The 15,390-nt window shown below is 71.7% G+C and carries 19 protein-coding genes; 9 read left to right on the top strand and 10 right to left on the bottom strand.

The window, feature by feature from the left end; translation table 11 throughout:
• Positions 1-92: 92 nt before the first annotated feature.
• From miv_RS22450 to miv_RS22440, 3 genes are all read left to right on the top strand, one after another.
• Positions 93-605 carry a metallophosphoesterase family protein gene (locus tag miv_RS22450; protein ID WP_207178977.1) on the top strand — a complete coding sequence of 171 codons (513 nt, stop codon included), beginning with the start codon at positions 93-95 and terminating at the stop codon, positions 603-605.
• 178 nt (positions 606-783) lie between these two features.
• Positions 784-1,104 carry a hypothetical protein gene (locus miv_RS22445; protein WP_048426684.1) on the top strand — a complete coding sequence of 107 codons (321 nt, stop codon included), beginning with the start codon at positions 784-786 and terminating at the stop codon, positions 1,102-1,104.
• 95 nt (positions 1,105-1,199) lie between these two features.
• Positions 1,200-1,343, top strand: coding sequence for a hypothetical protein (locus tag miv_RS22440; protein ID WP_165602100.1), 144 nt, complete (start codon positions 1,200-1,202; stop codon positions 1,341-1,343).
• 32 nt (positions 1,344-1,375) lie between these two features.
• Here the strand turns inward: miv_RS22440 and miv_RS22435 are convergent, their stop codons facing one another.
• Positions 1,376-1,627, bottom strand: a complete 252-nt coding sequence (locus miv_RS22435; RefSeq protein WP_048426685.1) for a hypothetical protein — start codon at positions 1,625-1,627, stop codon at positions 1,376-1,378.
• 174 nt (positions 1,628-1,801) lie between these two features.
• Between miv_RS22435 and flaF the strand changes: the two genes are divergently transcribed.
• Positions 1,802-2,167 (top strand): flagellar biosynthesis regulator FlaF, encoded by a 366-nt coding sequence (flaF, locus tag miv_RS22430; RefSeq protein WP_048426686.1) that lies wholly within the window; start codon positions 1,802-1,804, stop codon positions 2,165-2,167.
• A gap of 60 nt (positions 2,168-2,227) precedes the next feature.
• Here the strand turns inward: flaF and miv_RS22425 are convergent, their stop codons facing one another.
• The 3 genes from miv_RS22425 to miv_RS22415 all read right to left on the bottom strand — a co-directional run bounded on the left by miv_RS22425 (position 2,228) and on the right by miv_RS22415 (position 4,005).
• The gene (locus miv_RS22425; protein ID WP_207178976.1) at positions 2,228-2,545 is read right to left on the bottom strand and encodes a hypothetical protein; all 318 of its coding nucleotides are present in this window, start codon (positions 2,543-2,545) and stop codon (positions 2,228-2,230) included.
• Positions 2,546-2,713: 168 nt separating this feature from the next.
• Positions 2,714-3,100 carry a Rap1a/Tai family immunity protein gene (locus miv_RS22420; protein WP_207178974.1) on the bottom strand — a complete coding sequence of 129 codons (387 nt, stop codon included), beginning with the start codon at positions 3,098-3,100 and terminating at the stop codon, positions 2,714-2,716.
• A 221-nt stretch (positions 3,101-3,321) separates the two neighbouring features.
• Positions 3,322-4,005, bottom strand: coding sequence for a hypothetical protein (locus miv_RS22415; protein ID WP_082711559.1), 684 nt, complete (start codon positions 4,003-4,005; stop codon positions 3,322-3,324).
• Positions 4,006-4,280: 275 nt separating this feature from the next.
• Between miv_RS22415 and miv_RS22410 the strand changes: the two genes are divergently transcribed.
• Complete coding sequence (locus miv_RS22410) at positions 4,281-5,090, top strand: trypsin-like serine peptidase (protein ID WP_207178972.1); 810 nt, start codon at positions 4,281-4,283, stop codon at positions 5,088-5,090.
• On the opposite strand, the gene rsmD is transcribed toward miv_RS22410, so the two are convergent.
• Positions 5,077-5,637: a 16S rRNA (guanine(966)-N(2))-methyltransferase RsmD gene (rsmD, locus tag miv_RS22405; RefSeq protein ID WP_058618868.1), complete on the bottom strand. Its 561-nt coding sequence runs from the start codon at positions 5,635-5,637 to the stop codon at positions 5,077-5,079. The genes miv_RS22410 and rsmD overlap by 14 nt on opposite strands.
• A gap of 10 nt (positions 5,638-5,647) precedes the next feature.
• A complete protein-coding gene (locus miv_RS22400) occupies positions 5,648-7,699 on the bottom strand; it encodes a pseudouridine synthase (RefSeq protein WP_207178970.1) in 2,052 nt (683 codons plus the stop codon).
• A gap of 44 nt (positions 7,700-7,743) precedes the next feature.
• On the opposite strand from miv_RS22400, the gene miv_RS22395 reads away from it, so the two are divergent.
• The 4 genes from miv_RS22395 (at position 7,744) to miv_RS22380 (ending at position 12,500) form a co-directional block, all read left to right on the top strand.
• Entirely contained in the window at positions 7,744-8,232 is a 489-nt protein-coding gene (locus miv_RS22395; RefSeq protein ID WP_048426691.1) for a nucleoside deaminase, read from the top strand.
• An 87-nt stretch (positions 8,233-8,319) separates the two neighbouring features.
• Entirely contained in the window at positions 8,320-9,654 is a 1,335-nt protein-coding gene (locus miv_RS22390; protein ID WP_048426692.1) for an Nramp family divalent metal transporter, read from the top strand.
• 152 nt (positions 9,655-9,806) lie between these two features.
• Positions 9,807-10,652: a transglutaminase-like domain-containing protein gene (locus tag miv_RS22385; protein ID WP_048426693.1), complete on the top strand. Its 846-nt coding sequence runs from the start codon at positions 9,807-9,809 to the stop codon at positions 10,650-10,652.
• A gap of 192 nt (positions 10,653-10,844) precedes the next feature.
• Positions 10,845-12,500 (top strand): DEAD/DEAH box helicase, encoded by a 1,656-nt coding sequence (locus miv_RS22380; RefSeq protein ID WP_207178969.1) that lies wholly within the window; start codon positions 10,845-10,847, stop codon positions 12,498-12,500.
• A 4-nt stretch (positions 12,501-12,504) separates the two neighbouring features.
• Here the strand turns inward: miv_RS22380 and miv_RS22375 are convergent, their stop codons facing one another.
• The 4 genes from miv_RS22375 to miv_RS22360 form a co-directional block, all read right to left on the bottom strand.
• On the bottom strand, positions 12,505-12,840 hold the full coding sequence (locus miv_RS22375) for an Hpt domain-containing protein (protein ID WP_207178967.1): 336 nt from the start codon (positions 12,838-12,840) through the stop codon (positions 12,505-12,507).
• Positions 12,841-12,995: 155 nt separating this feature from the next.
• Entirely contained in the window at positions 12,996-13,433 is a 438-nt protein-coding gene (locus miv_RS22370; RefSeq protein WP_207178961.1) for a hypothetical protein, read from the bottom strand.
• Positions 13,434-13,819: 386 nt separating this feature from the next.
• Complete coding sequence (locus tag miv_RS22365; RefSeq protein ID WP_244748654.1) at positions 13,820-14,851, bottom strand: sensor histidine kinase; 1,032 nt, start codon at positions 14,849-14,851, stop codon at positions 13,820-13,822.
• Between the two features lie 2 nt (positions 14,852-14,853).
• Positions 14,854-15,267, bottom strand: coding sequence for a response regulator (locus miv_RS22360; RefSeq protein WP_048426740.1), 414 nt, complete (start codon positions 15,265-15,267; stop codon positions 14,854-14,856).
• Positions 15,268-15,390 lie beyond the last annotated feature (123 nt).

Below are 15,390 nucleotides of genomic sequence, written 5' to 3'. Positions count from 1 at the left end.
ACCCGGAACCCGGCGCGCGGCCGGAACCGGGCCGCCAGCCGGGCATTCCGGTCGGCGGCCCGGCTCCCGCCGGGCGCCCGACCGGACGGCGCATGACCACCTACTTCACCAGCGACACCCATTTCGGCGACCCCCGGGTGCTGCGCATCGATCGCCGGCCCTTCCCCGACCTCGCGACCCACGACGCCGTCCTCATCGAGAACTGGAACGCCGTGGTCGAGCCGGACGACACGGTGTGGCACCTCGGCGACTTCGCCCTCGGCCCGCCGCCGGAGCGGGTATGCGCCCTGCTCGCCGCCCTGAACGGGCACAAGCACCTGATCGTCGGCAATAACGACGGGCCGGCGACGCTCGCCGCGCCGGGCTGGCTCAGCACGGCCCACTATGCCGAGATCGATGTCGACGGGCAGCACCTCGTCCTGTGCCACTACGCGTTCCGGACCTGGAACCGCATGGGCCGCGGGGTCGTGAACCTGCACGGCCATTCCCACGGCAAGCTCACGCCGGCGACCCGGCAATACGATGTCGGCGTCGATGCCCGGGAGTTCCGCCCGGTCACCCTGGAGACGATCCGCGCGACCCGCCGGCGGCGCAAGACCGCCTGATTCGGCCCGCCATGCGAGCCCCTGCGCAGCGTACTGCCGAGCATCCGGGCAGTTTTGCGGGGAACCTCGCGGCCGCCCCCGACGTTCCTCGGTCACAATAAGCAAGCTTGGCATCGGCCTTCATCCTTGAGGCGGATCGCCGCAGCTTCGGACCCCGAATCAGTACGCGAGTTCAACGATGACCTTCACGCGTCGTCTCCCGCTCGGCTGGCCCGTCGCCGCCGTCCTGCTCCTTGCCGCCGGACCGGCCCTGGCGCAGCCGGTCTGCATCGGGGCCCAGCGCAAGATCGACGAAGCCGGTGCCCTCCGCTTCCAGGCCCGCCAGGATGCCCGCATCGGCGACCGCGACCGGGTCTGCGACAACCTCGGCGATGCCGAGGACCGCTACGAGGATGCCCGCGACAAGCTCGACGATTGCGGCCTGAACGTCGCCTCGGTCGACCTCAAGAGCGCCCTGCGCTCGGTGCGGCAGGAGAAGCGTTTCTTCCGCTGCGACTGACCGTGTGCCGTAGCGCACACCGTTTCATCGAAGCTTAACCCATTCCTCTTGCCGGGCGGTGCCGTGAGTCGGCACGCCAGATCGGATCTCTCGCCATGACCAGCGCCAGCCACGCCTCGACCGAGTCCCGCCTCGCCACTCCGACTGCCGGCGCCCATTCCTTCACGGCGGCGCTCTGCGGCTTCCTCGGCTCGACGGCGGCCACCACCGTGGTGATGCTGCTGCTGAGCAGCGTCTGATCGTCAGCTTCCCGTCGGGGGTGCGCCGGGCCTCAAGGCGCCACCGACCAGAACCGGCGCCGGGCAAACAGCATGTCCGGCTGACCGACCTGCGGGCTTGCCGCCTGCACCTGCACCGGCGGCGCCGGCGGGCAGACGGGGTCCGGGCGCTTCGTCTGGACCATGACCGGCTCGGGCCGGACCATCCCCATCCTCACCTGGACGTCCGGGTTACGCAGGGCCGCGACCGTCGCGACGGCGGCCATCAATGCGCCCGCGACGGCGCCGAGGAGAAAGTTCAGCATAGTGGCCGGTCCTTGCGCCGACATCGTAGCGGTTTGAGGGCGATCCTGCCTCTCCGTCCCGCCTGTCCGGGCTGGTGGGAACGCCGCAACGTCGGTTCTTTCACAACTCAAGCTTAACAAATCGATGGCAGACCTGCCGCCGGGCCATCGCTGGCCCGCCGGAGACGCAAGACGATGAGCTACGCGGCGAACGCCTACGCGCGCACGTCCCAGGTGGCGCTGACACCCCGCGAGGCGGAGGCCGCGATCCTGATCAAGGCCGCGGTCGGCATGCAGGCCGTCCAGGACAACTGGGGTGCGCACCTCATGACACTGGACGACGCGCTCGGCTACAACCGCAAGGTCTGGACGCTTCTCGCCACATCCGCGACCGAAGCGGATTCGCCCCTGCCGCAGGAACTCAAGGTCTCCATGGCCCAGCTCGGCGCCTTCGTGTTCACCCGCACGCTCGACGTGCTGGTCGATCCGAGCGCCGACAAGCTGACGGCGCTGATCGAAATCAACCGCAATCTCGCCAACGGCCTGCGCGGCAACGCCTGAAGGTCCTGCCCGCGCGGAAAATCCCCGTCCCGGCGGGACGGGGATGAGACTCGTGACCCTCTATATCCGTTGCCGATCGAGCGCACTGTCCTCGCCCGAGACGGTCGTCATCGGGGCCTCGGCGCCGCTGGTGTTCTGCTCTCCACGATCGGGCAGGGTCTGGTCGAAGTTGCGCCGATTGCCGGCGTGGTCGTGGTACTGCTCGGTCTGGACGTGCTTGCCGTCGAGCCCGCGCGCCGTGCCGTGCTGGGACTTGTCGCGGTTGCTGAGGACCATGTTCTCCTCGAGGATGCCCTCGGGCAGCTCGGTCATCGCCCCGGTGCCGGAGCCCTTGCCCCGCGCCCCGGGCCCCATGCTGTGCCTGTCCGCCTTGGCCATGCTCATCCTCCGGTCGGTGGGAGAGAGGCGTGGATCCACCCGCGCCTTCCGTACAGGGTAAGAGTATGGAGAGACCGAGCCGCAGCAAGCGCAGCCGTTGCAAATATTCCCGGGAACCTTTTTGGAACAATGCGATAGCCGCGCCGGTCGTGACGGTCCCGTCGGCCGTCAGTCCTTGCGGCACGGAAACGCATCGCGCAGGGCGAGCAGCGCCAGGACCCCGGCCGGCTCGCGCAGGACCGGCGGATGGGCGGTCCCGTAGGCGACGACCGCGCGAACGAGCTGAAGGCGATTGCCGTCCGGCGGCAGGCAGGCACCGAGGATCGGTGGCTGGTTGGCGATCTCGGCCACGCCGGCGAGGTCCTGGACGGCGCCCATGAACGACCAGCAGCCGACGGTCTCAGGGTCCTGGCGGAATTCCACCTGATCGCCGCGGGTCTTGGCACTGCGCAGCAGGACCTTGCATTGGGCCACCAGCACGGTGCCCTCGGCGGCACGGGCCGTCCCCATGGCCGGTCCGACCACGGCGAGCGCACCGATCAGGGCGAGGGTCATGGGCGGGCGCGGTCGCGCCCGGCGTCGCAGGTTCTCGCCGGGGGACGGCGCGCGGCACGCAAACCTGCTCAGGATCGACATGGGACTCGACTCGATACGACGGGCCGCCTGCCTGCGGCCCGCCGCATCCTAGCAAGCGCCGCGTCGCCTTGCCCGGCCTACTGCAGAGCCAGTCACACCCTCGTTGCCGCAGGCCGTGTATGGCCGGGAGGTCGCGCCGGTCAGCGCGCCGGATAGACCACGCGGGTCAGCGTCGCCTCGGCGCGGGTGACCGCCTCCGTCGCCGGGCCGGCCTTCTGGTAGCGCGCCATCAGCCGCCGGGCGGCGTCGGCCGGCAATGCCCCGATCGGCGCGGTCATCGCCAGCAGTTCCTTGCGGGTCTTGCTCGCCACCACGCCGGGGCGGTTCACGTCCTGGAAGTCGCTCATCTTGTGCCGGTCGGTGCCGGAATCGCCGTGGAACACTCGCGGCCCCTCCGGCATGATCACGATGTCGCCGGACCGCAGGGTCGGGTCGCGCATGAGCGCGGTGCGGGCATCGAGGTTCTTGAGCGGCGACACCGCGATGGCCAGGGGCTTGGTATCGGCCTTCTCGGGCTTCACCTCGGCCTTGGGCAGCGCGACGTAGCGGGTGCGGCCGCGCAGGGCCTTGGCCTGGACCGCAAGGCGATTGCGCCGGCTCACACGCTGGCGGATCGGTGCGTCGTAGGGCTGGACCACCGAGGGCTGGGCCACCGGCGCCGGAGCGTAGGCCGGCGGCGGGTTGAAGATCTGGCGCAGGAAGTCGAGGCCGTCCCCATCGGCCGCCCGGGCTCCCGCCTGAGAAGCGATCAGGAGGCATCCCGACGTGACGGTGAGGAGAATGGCGCGCAACCGGGCAGCCGGCATGGTCTGGGGCAGCGGCATCGGGCCTCTCCAGTGGGGACGTCGGTGGGGTTTGGAAGATCTGTACTGGTACGCGGCCGATTAACCTCGACGGCGCCCCGACAGTTCCGGGCTTCGTAACGAAGATGAACGATTTATGAGTACGCGGTCGCGGAGCCGTCCCGATCCGACCAGGGCCGGACGGCGGCGGCCCGGCAGAGGTCAGGGCGGCATGCTCGCGATCGGGCTCCTCTGCCCTCGTCTTGGCGATACCTTGTCGATCACGGCCGGCCGGGCCGCAGAACACGGAACGATCGATGACGTTGCGGAATTCGATGGAATCGGGACGGTGGGCCGCCGTCGCGATCGGGATCGCGCTCCAGGGGCAGGCCCCGTCCCCCGACCGGCGCGTGCCGCTCGAGCCGACCACCTGGCCGTTCACGGCGATCGGCCGGGTCAACGTGGTGCAGGGGCCGGCCCATCGCAGCCACTGCACCGGGACCCTCGTCGGGCCGCGCCACGTCCTGACCGCCGCCCATTGCCTGTTCGATGCCCGGATCGACGGCTGGGTGAAGCCGCACCAGGTCCATTTCGTCGCCGGCCAGGCCCGGGACGCGAATGCCGGCACCGCCGAGATCGAGGCGATCCGGCTCGCCCCGGGCATCGATTGGCGGGCGGCGGCGCGGCCCTCCGGCGGCGGCATCGCACCCGGAATGGTCGGACGGGACTGGGCGATCCTCACCCTGCGCCAGCCTCTTCCCGGCCGGCCCGTCCCCTGGCGGGTGCTGCCGGGGTCCGAATTGCCGGGCAGCCGGCCCGACTCCGTGGTGGTGCTGGCCGGCTACGCCGCCGACCGGCCCTACTTGCCGGTGATCGATCGCGGCTGCAGCGCCCGGATCGACGCGCCCTCGGTCGGCCTGCTCAGCGATTCCTGTGAGTCGATGTCGGGGGAATCCGGGGCGCCGGTCCTGCTGCTGGAGGCCAGCGGCACTGCCGCGCTCGTCGGCATCCACACCGCGGTGACGAACGGCGAGCGGGTCGGCCGGGCCTACCGGGCGGCGAGCGGCGTCGGCGTCGCGGCGTCGAGCTTCGCCCCCGCCCTCGAGGAAATGGTCAGGCCGCGCTGAAGCGCCAGAACGCCACTTGCGTCTCGCCGTAGGTTCGGCGCTCGATCTCGGTGAAGCCGTCCGGTGCGGCGAGCGCGGCGGAGGCCGCCTCCTCCACCACCGCCAATGCGCCGGGGACGAGCCAGCCGCCCTCCGCGGCCGCGCTCAGCGCCTTGGGGGCGAGGTCGCGTCCGTAGGGCGGGTCGCAGAAGGCGAGCCCGAACGGCGCACCGGGGGGCGCCGCGCCGAGGCGCGTGGCGTCGCGGCGAAACAGGCGCGTCGTGCCGCCGAGCCCGAGGGCGTCAAGATTCGACCGGATCACGCCGCGGGCTTCGGCCCCGTCGTCGACGAGAAGCGCGAAGGCGGCGCCGCGCGAGATCGCCTCGCAGGACAGCGCGCCCGTCCCCGCGAACAGGTCGAGGACGCGGGCGCCCTCGACCGGGTCGTCGTAGGCGTGCGCCAGGACGTTGAACATCGCCTCGCGCAGCCGGTCCGAGGTCGGCCGGATCGCATCGCTGCGCGGCCCGGCGAGAGCCCGGCCCCGCAAGGATCCTCCGACGATCCGCATCGTCTCGGACTCAGGCGCCGCGCGGCGGACGGCCACCGCCGCCACCGGGACGGCCGCCGCGCCCACCGGGCTTGCCCCCGCCCGCGCCGCCCGAGCGGAACCCGCCGCCCGGCTTGCCGAAGGACTTCCCGCCCGGCCGGCCACCACCGCCGGGACCGCCCTCGCTCTTGCCACCGAAGGACTTCGCCCCGAACGACTTGGCCCCGAACGACTTGCCGCCCCCGGGCTTGCCGGCGAAGGGCTTGCCGCCGAACGACTTGCCCCCCGGCTTGTCGCCGAAGGACTTGCCGCCGAAGGACTTCCCACCGAACGAACGGCCTTCCCCGCCACCGGCACGGCCCTCGAACGAACGACCACCGCCGCCCGATCGCCCTTCGCCCGAACGGCCCTCTCCTTTGCCGCCGAAGCCGCGGTTCTCGCCGCCGGACCGCCCCTCGAACGAGCGGCCGCCGCCGAGGCCGCGACCCTCGCCGCCGAAGGAACGACTCTCGCCACCCGAGCGCCCGTCGCTTCTACCGCCGAAGCCGCGATTCCCGCCGCCGAAGGAGCGACCCTCGCCGCCGGACCGGCCCTCGAACGAACGGCCCTCGCCGCCACGGCCGCCGAAGCTCTTGTTCCCCCCGAAGCCGCGGCCCTCGCCGCCCTCGGGGCGTCCGCCGGACCGGCCGAAGCCGCGCCCGCGCCCGCCCTCGTCGCCGAGACCGGCCTTGGCGCCGAGACCGGCCTTGGCGCCGCCCCGCGGCGCGCTGCCGTCCCGGTCCCGGCGCATCGGACGGTCGTCGCCGCCCGGAGCCCGGCTCGACGCACCGTCGCGGTCGTCGCTGCGGAAACGGGTGCGGCGATGCGGGGTCGCCTCCTCCTGCGGCTGGGCCACCAGACGCTCGACCAGCACGCGGCGGTCGCCCGACGCGATGGCACCCACGCGCTTGCGCGGGGCGTCCGCCATGGCGGCCCGGATCTCCTGCGGGCTGTCGCCGCGCCGGTGCACCCGGCCGCGGTTCGGCAGGTCGCCGGCGGCCTCGGCCTCGGAATCGCGCCACACCGTGCGCAACGGGGCGCGCCGCGCCGCAGGCGCCGCCGGCGGCTTGCCGAATTGCGGCCGGGCCGGGTCGCGCCCGCGGGGGGCGCTCTCCTGCGCCGCCTTGCGGGCGGCGGCCTTGGGCGAGCCGAACGGCGCGATCGGCTCGCGCACCGGGCTGGTGAAGTCGACCCCGGCCTGCTCGGCCAGCGAGTTGCCGAGCTGGTCCTTGAGAACGCGGGTGCGGATCTCGTCGACGAGGCCGACCTCGAGCTCGCCGAGCTGGAACGGCCCGAAGGAGAGCCGGATCAGCCGGTTCACCGAGAGGCCGAGATGCTCGAGGATGCGCTTGACCTCGCGGTTCTTGCCCTCGCGCAGGCCGAGCGTCAGCCAGACGTTGTCGCCCTGCGCCCGGTCGATCGTCGCCTCGACCGGGCCGTATTCCATCCCGTCGATGGTGACGCCCTTGCGCAGCCCGTCGAGCATCGCCTGGTCGACGTCGCCGAAGGCGCGCACGCGGTAGCGGCGCAGCCAGCCGGTCTCCGGATGGGCGATGACCTTGGCGAGCCCGCCATCGTTGGTGAGGAGCAGGAGCCCCTCGGTGTTAATGTCGAGCCGGCCGACCGCCACCACCCGGGGCATGTCCTCGGGCAGCACGTCGAACACCGTTTGGCGCCCCTCGGGGTCGCGGGCGGTGGTGACGACGCCCCGCGGCTTGTGGAATAGCCACAGCCGGGTGCGCTCGCGGGTCGGCAGCGGCTCGCCGTCGATGGTGATGCGGTCGCTCGGCGTCACGTTCACGGCCGGCGAGTCGAGACGCTGGCCGTTCAGGGTCACGCGGCCTTCCGCGATCATCGCCTCGGCGTCGCGGCGCGAGGCGATGCCCGCCCGGGCGATCGCCTTGGCGATGCGCTCCGGCTCGGGCTCCGCCTGCGGGGCCGCCTTCCTGCTCGAAGCCTGCTCGCCGGTGGAGCCCGCGGATGCCTCGTTCCGTCCGCGACGCCGCTGCGGCGCCCCGGTCTCGTCGTCGTTGATGTCGCTCATGCGGGCCTGATACCAGACGGGGTTTGTTCAGGCGAGTGGAACCGATGCGCGATTTTGCAAGGGGTGACCTGATTGCAAGCGGGGCTCCGCATCGGGACCCCCTCGGCCTCGCCTTCGACGCCGCCCGGGCGGCGGCGGCGCGCGGCGAGGTCCCGGTCGGCGCCGTCGTGGTGCGCGACGGAGCCGTGCTGGCGGTCGCCGGCAACCGCCCCCGGGCCGACCGGGATCCGACGGCGCATGCCGAGATCCTGGCGATCCGCGCCGCCTGCGCGGCGATCGGCGACGAGCGCCTGACCGGCTGCGACCTCTACGTCACCCTCGAACCCTGCGCGATGTGCGCCGGCGCCATCAGCTTCGCGCGCATCCGCCGCCTCTACTTCGCCGCCGCCGACCCGAAGGGCGGCGCCGTCGAGAACGGCCCGCGCTTCTTCAACCAGCCGACCTGCCACCATGCGCCGGAGGTCTATGGCGGCTTGCGCGAGAGCGAGGCCGCGGCGCTCCTGCGCGACTTCTTTCGCGACCGGCGGTCCTGAACCCCTCGAATTCAGCCTTCTCAAATCAATATAGCAATGGCTATATGAACCGGGCCCGAGCGGGGCCGGGACGAGGAGCGCGGGCGGATGCGGGACGGACGAGCGTGGCGCGCCGGTGACGGGGTGGCGGAGCCGAGCCTCGGGGCGATGAACGCGAGCGTGCCGGTGCTCGCCACCGGCTCCTGGTTCCGGCGCCTCCTCGCCTTCCTGGGGCCCGGCTACATGGTCTCGGTCGGCTACATGGATCCGGGCAACTGGGCCACCGACATCGCGGGAGGCTCGCAGTTCGGCTACACCCTGCTCGCCGTCATCCTGCTGTCGAACCTGATGGCGGTGGTGCTCCAGGCGCTGGCGGCCCGGCTCGGCATCGCCACCGGGCGCGACCTGGCGCAGGCTTGCCGCGACGCCTATTCGCGCCCGGTCGGCATCGCGCTCTGGCTCGCCTGCGAGGCGGCGATCATCGCCTGCGACCTCGCCGAGGTGATCGGCACCGCCATCGCCCTCAAGCTCCTGTTCGGCCTGCCGCTGCTCGCCGGTGCGCTGCTGACCGGCCTCGACGTGCTGCTGATCCTGCTCCTGATGCGCCGGGGCTTCCGGGCGCTCGAAGCCTTCGTGATCGCGCTCCTGACGATCATCTTCGCCTGCTTCGCGGTGCAGATCGCCATGGCGGCGCCGCCGATCCGCGACGTACTCGGCGGGTTCGTGCCCTCGGCGACGATCGTCACCGATCCGGCGGCGCTCTACCTCGCCATCGGCATCATCGGCGCCACCGTGATGCCCCACAATCTCTACCTCCACTCCTCGATCGTGCAGACCCGGGCCTATCCGCGCGACGAGGCCGGCCGGCGCAGCGCGATCCGCTTCGCGACCATCGACTCGACCATCGCGCTCACGCTGGCGCTCTTCGTCAACGCCGCGATCCTGATCATGGCGGCCAAGGTCTTCCACGGCGCCGGGCAGACCGGCGTGCAGGAGATCGAGGAGGCGCACGCCCTGCTCTCGCCGCTTCTCGGCATCGGCCTCGCCTCGACCCTGTTCGCGCTGGCCCTCCTCGCCTCCGGCCTCAACTCGACGGTCACCGCCACGCTGGCCGGCCAGATCGTCATGGAGGGTTTTTTAAGGCTGCGCCTGCCCGACTGGGCGCGCCGCCTCGTCACCCGCGGCATCGCCATCGTGCCGGTCGTGGTGGTGACGGGCCTCTACGGCGAGGCCGGCACCGCCCGGCTCCTGGTGCTGAGCCAGGTCGTGCTGTCGATGCAGCTGCCCTTCGCGGTGATCCCCCTGGTCCGCTTCGTCTCGGATCGCTCCAAGATGGGCGTGTTCGTCATCCCGTCTTGGCTGACGATCCTGTCCTGGCTCATCGCCGCGGTGATCGTCGGCCTCAATCTGAAGCTCCTGATCGACACGATCCTGGGCACCTGACGCGGATGTCGGGAAGCAGACGCAGGGGCCGGAGGTGTGGCGCCTGCACAACATTTGGGCGCAACCGGTGGTTCGGGTCGGGCCAAAACTCGGAACAACCGGGCCCGTACCGACTTTAAGCTCCACGTTTTTCGACTGACGTGGACGCCACGATGAAGATCCGCACCGGCTACTCGATCGCCTTCGACACGCCCGGCCCGACCCCGATGGTCCTGATGCTCACCGTGCATCCCGACCGGGCCGGCGACCTGATCACGCCCGACACCATGACCATCGACCCGCCGGTCCCCGCCCACACCTTCGTGGATTCGTTCGGCAACGTCTGCACCCGCCTCACCGCGCCGGGCGGCCGCATCACGGTCTCGGCGGATTGCCTCGTGCAGGATAGCGGCCTCGTCGACGACTACGCGCCCGACGCCGTGCAGCACCCGGTCCAGGACCTGCCCGACGACGTGCTGCCGTTCCTGCTCGCCAGCCGCTACTGCGACACCGACAAGCTGTCGAACACCGCCTGGCAGCTCTTTGGCCAGACCCCGGAAGGCTGGGCCCGGGTGCAAGCGATCGTCGACTACGTCCACAACCACATCCGGTTCGACTACCAGCGTGCCGATTCGACCCGCTCCGCGCTGGACGGGTACAACCAGCGCGAGGGCGTGTGCCGCGACTTCGCGCACCTCGCCGTCACCTTCTGCCGCTGCATGAACATTCCGGCGCGCTACTGCACCGGCTATCTCGGCGATATCGGCGTGCCGGCGGTGCCCGATCCGATGGATTTCTCGGCATGGTTCGAGGTCTATCTCGGCGGCCGCTGGTACACGTTCGACGCCCGCCACAACCGCCCGCGGATCGGCCGGATCGTGATCGCCCGCGGCCGCGATGCCACCGACGTGGCGATCTCGACGAGCTTCGGCCCGGCCCGCCTCGCCAAGTTCGAGGTCCATACCGACGAGGTGATGGAGGCGACGCCGCAGGCGGAGTGGCTGCAGGCCGCCGAGTAGAGCGCCGGACACAAGCGGCACCGCCTCGTCGAGCGGCGCGCCGAAGTACGGGCCCTCGTTCTCCACCGGAGGGGGGGCCCGTGCGACGATCGCCCGTTTCGCGATTCGTCCGCGAGGCGGCGTCGCGCGCCCTACCCTTTACCCGCGCTGTCAAGCCTGGATGATCGCACGGTCTCCGGCTATGGCGGCGCGATGCTGCTTCGTCCCTACCAGCGCGCGAGCCTCGACGCGCTTCAGGCCGACTGGGCGCGCGGTGGCCGCAACGGGCTCATCGTGCTGCCGACCGGGGCCGGGAAGAGTCTCGTCATCGCCACCCTGGTGCGGGAGACGATGGCCCGCGACCCCGCCGCCCGCATCGCCGTCGTCACCCATACGCGCGAGCTGATCGCCCAGAACCACGCCGAGCTCATCGGGTTGTGGCCCGAGGCCCCCGCCGGCATCGTCTCGGCCGGGCTCGGCCGGCGCGAGGAGACGAAGCCGATCCTCTTCTGCGGCATCCAGTCGGTGTGGAACCGGGTCGAGGCGACGGGCGGCTTCGATTTGGTGATCGTGGACGAGGCCCACCTGATCCCCCGCGACGCCGAGACCCGCTACGGCCGCTTCCTCGAAGCGGTGCGGGCGCGTTCGCCCGACATGCGCCTCGTCGGGCTCACCGCCACCCCCTACCGCCTCGACAGCGGCCGCCTCGACGAGGGCCAGGGCCGGGTCTTCGACCGCATCGTCTACGAGGCCCAGGTCGGCGACCTGATCCGCGAGGGCTACCTCGCGCTCCTCGTCTCGAAGGCGACCGCGACGATCCTCGACGTCAGCGGCGTGCCGCTGCGGGCCGGCGACTACGTGCCGGGCGCCCTGGAGGCCGCGGTGAACCGCGACGTCATCACCAAGGCGGCGGTGGCCGAGATGGCGACCTACGGCGCCGACCGGAAGGCCTGGCTCGCCTTCTGCGCCGGGGTGAAGCACGCCGACGCGGTGCGCGACGCGATCCGGGCGGAGGGTTTTTCCTGTGAATCGATCTCCGGCGAGACCGGCAAGCGCGAGCGCGACCGCATCGTGCGCGAGTTCCGGGCCGGGCGCATCCGCTGCCTCACCTCGGTGGGCGTGCTGGCGACGGGCTTCAACGTGCCGGAGGTCGACCTCATCGCGCTACTGCGCCCGACCCAGAGCACCGGCCTCTACGTGCAGCAGGTCGGCCGGGGCCTGCGCCGCGCGAAGGGCAAGACCGACGCCCTCGTCCTCGACTATGCCGGGCTCGTGCGCCGGCACGGGCCGATCGACGTGCTGACGGCGAATGCCGTGGCGCGGGCCCGCCTCCTCGGCGAGACCGGTGCGCCGCGGGCCAAGCCCTGCCCCGGCTGCGGCGCCCTCATCGCGCTCAACGCCAGCACGTGCGAGGCCTGCTGGGTCGAGCCCGAGGCGGAGGACGAGGCCGACCTGCCGCACGAGGCGGTGGCCGACGACGAGACCGCGGTCCTCTCCGCCGGCACCGTGGCGGTGGTGCGCGAGGCCCATGCCCGCTGGTGGCCGGTCGCCGGCTGGCGGTTCGGCCGCGAGGCGCGGATGCGCGGCCCCGACGTGCTGACCGTCGCGCTGGAGGGCGACGAGGACGCGACGACCGTGCGCCTCGACCTCGAGGCGACGGGCTTCGCCCGCGAGAAGGCGGTGCAGTGGTGGCGCCGCCTCGGCGGCGAGATGCCCCCGCCCCTCGACATCGACGAGGCGCTGGACCGCTGCGACGAGCTCACCCGCCCCGAGGCGGTGCGGGTGGTGCCGACCGGGCGGCTGTCCGAGAACGTGGATTACCGCCTGGCCGGCGGCGCGACCTGGACCGATACGCGCCGCGTTGCGTGACCCCTCACCCCGCCGCGATCAGCCGGGCGGTCTCGGCCTCGGCGACGGCCTTCTCGGCGGCAACTTGCCTCGCGAGATCCCGGATCTCTTCGAGGTCGCCGGCATGACACGCCGTTTCGAGGGCGGCGCAGAGGCGCGACAGCCGCACGAACCCGATCAGCCCCGAGGAGGCGATCACGCCGTGCGCGGCCGCGCCCAGGGCCACTGGGTCCCCCGTCACCGACCAATCCCGGAGTTGCTGCCGGAAGCGCCCGAGCAGCACCGGCAGCGCATCGTCGCCCACCGCCTGGCGCAGATCGGCATAGGTCGCGGCGTCGAGGGAGGGGGGCGTCGTCGTCATGGCGTCCGGCTCCGGTGCTGGTCGGCTCCGCGCCCATCCCGGGGGACGCCGCGGAGGCTCTCGGAGCGCGATCGTAGAGGATATGAGGCGGTCGCGATGCTCGGCCATCAGGCCGACCCCATCATCCTCGGGTAAGCCTCGGGCGAGGCGCGAGATCAGGCGGTGCGCGCCACGGTGGTGCCGATCTCGGCCTTGCCGGCGGCCTCCACCTCCCGAGCGTAGGTCCGCGCCCGCAGGAACGCCTCGGACGGAAGCTGCTCGATGACCGCGCCGTCCCGGCCGACGATCTGGAAGACCATCTGCTGGGTGTCGAGATCGCGCCGGAAGCGGGCGGTGAGCGCGGTCGGTTCGGGTTCGGCGGACGCCGGGGCGTCCTTTGCCACGCTGGCTTTCGCCGCCGTGCCGTCGTCCGGCGTCGTGGTCGTCGAGGTCTCGGCCGCCGACGTCTTCGCGCCTGGGCTCAGATCGAGGGTCACCGGCGGGTCGAGGGGCGCATCGGCAGCGTCCCGGCGGGTGCGCTCGGCATTGATCCGCATCGCCGGCTCGACGGCGGCCAGCGGAAACGTCGCGGAGAGGGTACTGGTCTCGATCACGGCGCCATCCTTTCAGCCGTCCTTTCCCGTCGAGGAAACGGCCGAGACCCCTACCTGGATGTTAACGCCGGACGGACGATGAAAGACTGTCTTAAGGAGCGATTGACGCGCGTTAAGCAATTTTATCGATTTGGATGTGGCAAAGAACAGATTTTTCTTGCCGCAGGGGAATATATCATCTTCATTTGCGGCGCAATCCCGCCGGCGGGCGGACGGTCCGGCGATGACGGCCGCGGACGCTGCGCGAACCGGCGGAATCTTGGGGTCGACGGCGCGATGGATCTTGCGATGTCCGGAGGGGCCCTTCCGGACATCGCATCTCCGGCCTGCGCGGCGCTCGAGCGAAGCCGGTTCCCGCATCGCGAAGCAACCGATCGGAAACCGTGTCAGAGGGCGATGTCGATGCTCGCCGCGGTGCCGCGCTCGGCCTGGCCGTACTCGATGTGGGCGCGCAGGTTCGATGCCATGGCGCGCACGATGCGCGAGCCGAGACCGGTCCCCCGCGGCGTGCCGGCTCCCTGCCAGCCGACGCCGTCATCCGCCACCGTGAGACGCAGGGTATCGCCGTCGCGGCGCGCCGTGATGCGGATCTCGCCGGTGACGCCCTCCGGATAGGCGTACTTGTAGGCGTTGGTCACGAGCTCGGTGACGATCACCCCGAGCGACACCGCCTTGTCGGTCGCGACCTCGACCGGGGCGGCGTCGAGCAGGATGCGGTGGCGCTGGCCGGTGGCGTTCATCGCCCCGTCGAGATCCTCGACCAGGGTCGCCAGATAGGCATCGACCGCCACCACCCGCACGTCGTCGGAGGTGTAGAGCCGCCGGTGGATGCCGGCGATCGCCGTGATGCGGGTCTGGGTCTCCTCGAGCGCGGCGCGTGCCGAGGCGTCGGTGACCGCGTTGGCCTGCATCCGCACGAGCGCCGCCACCAGGGCGAGGCTGTTCGCGACCCGGTGGTTGACCTCGCGCAGGAGCAGTTCGGCCCGGTCGCGCGCCTCGCGCACCTCGGCCTCGGCCCGCTCCTTCTCGCGCCGGGTGCGGTCCTGGAGCACGGCGGTCGCCACGGCCTCGGCGAGCAATTCGCGGAAGTGGCCCTGGAGGTCCTTCCAGACGTAGTCGACGGCCCCGGCCTTGAGCGCGGCGACGGCGACGCGGCTGTCCTCGGACCCGGTGACGTAGATGACCGGCGGGGCGTCGGCCAGCGCCCGGATGCGCGGCAGGATGTCGAGGCCGGTCTCCATCGGCATGTGGTGGTCGAGGGCGACGACGTCGAAGCGCTCCGCCGCGATGCGGGCGAGCCCGGTCTCCCCGTCGGCCGCGTGCTCCACCGTGCAGCCCCGGGCGCCGAGCGTGCGGCTCACCAGCCGCGCCAGTCCGGGATCGTCGTCGATGTAGAGCAGGCGGACCGGTTCGCTCACGGTCACGCGCTCTCCGGGACCTGCATCACCGAGAAGAACAGCCCGAGCTGGCGGATCGCGTTGGCGAAGCCCTCGTAGTTCACCGGCTTGGTGATGTAGACGTTGCAGCCGAGGTCGTAGCAGCGCTGGATCTCGCGCTGGTCGTCGGTGGTGGTCAGGATCACCACGGGCGAGCGCTTGAGATGCGGGTTCGACTTGACCTTCTGCAGGATGTCGATCCCGGTCATGTCCGGCAGGTTGAGGTCGAGCAGGATCAGGAGCGGCCGGCCGGCATTGATCTCGCCGCTGCCGTCCGGCCCGAACAGGGCGGCGAGCGCGGAGGTGCCGTCCCGGAACGACTCGATGACGTTGTTCACGCCGGCGCGGCGGATGTTCCGCTCGATCAGCCGGGCATGGCCCTCGTCGTCCTCGATCATCACGATGTGTACGGCCGGCACCTGACGTCTCCCCGCGGCATGGTCCCGGCCAGGCCGGCATTCTCTCGTCCGTTCCCGCCGATCGCGGACGGGGCGGGAGCCGGGCTCCCGCAAGTCTCTCTA

Source organism: Methylobacterium indicum, from assembly GCF_017347565.1.
In the GTDB taxonomy this organism is placed as follows: Bacteria; Pseudomonadota; Alphaproteobacteria; order Rhizobiales; family Beijerinckiaceae; genus Methylobacterium; species Methylobacterium indicum.
Note: the sequence above shows the minus strand (reverse complement) of the source record. Positions and strands in the feature narration are given on the sequence as shown.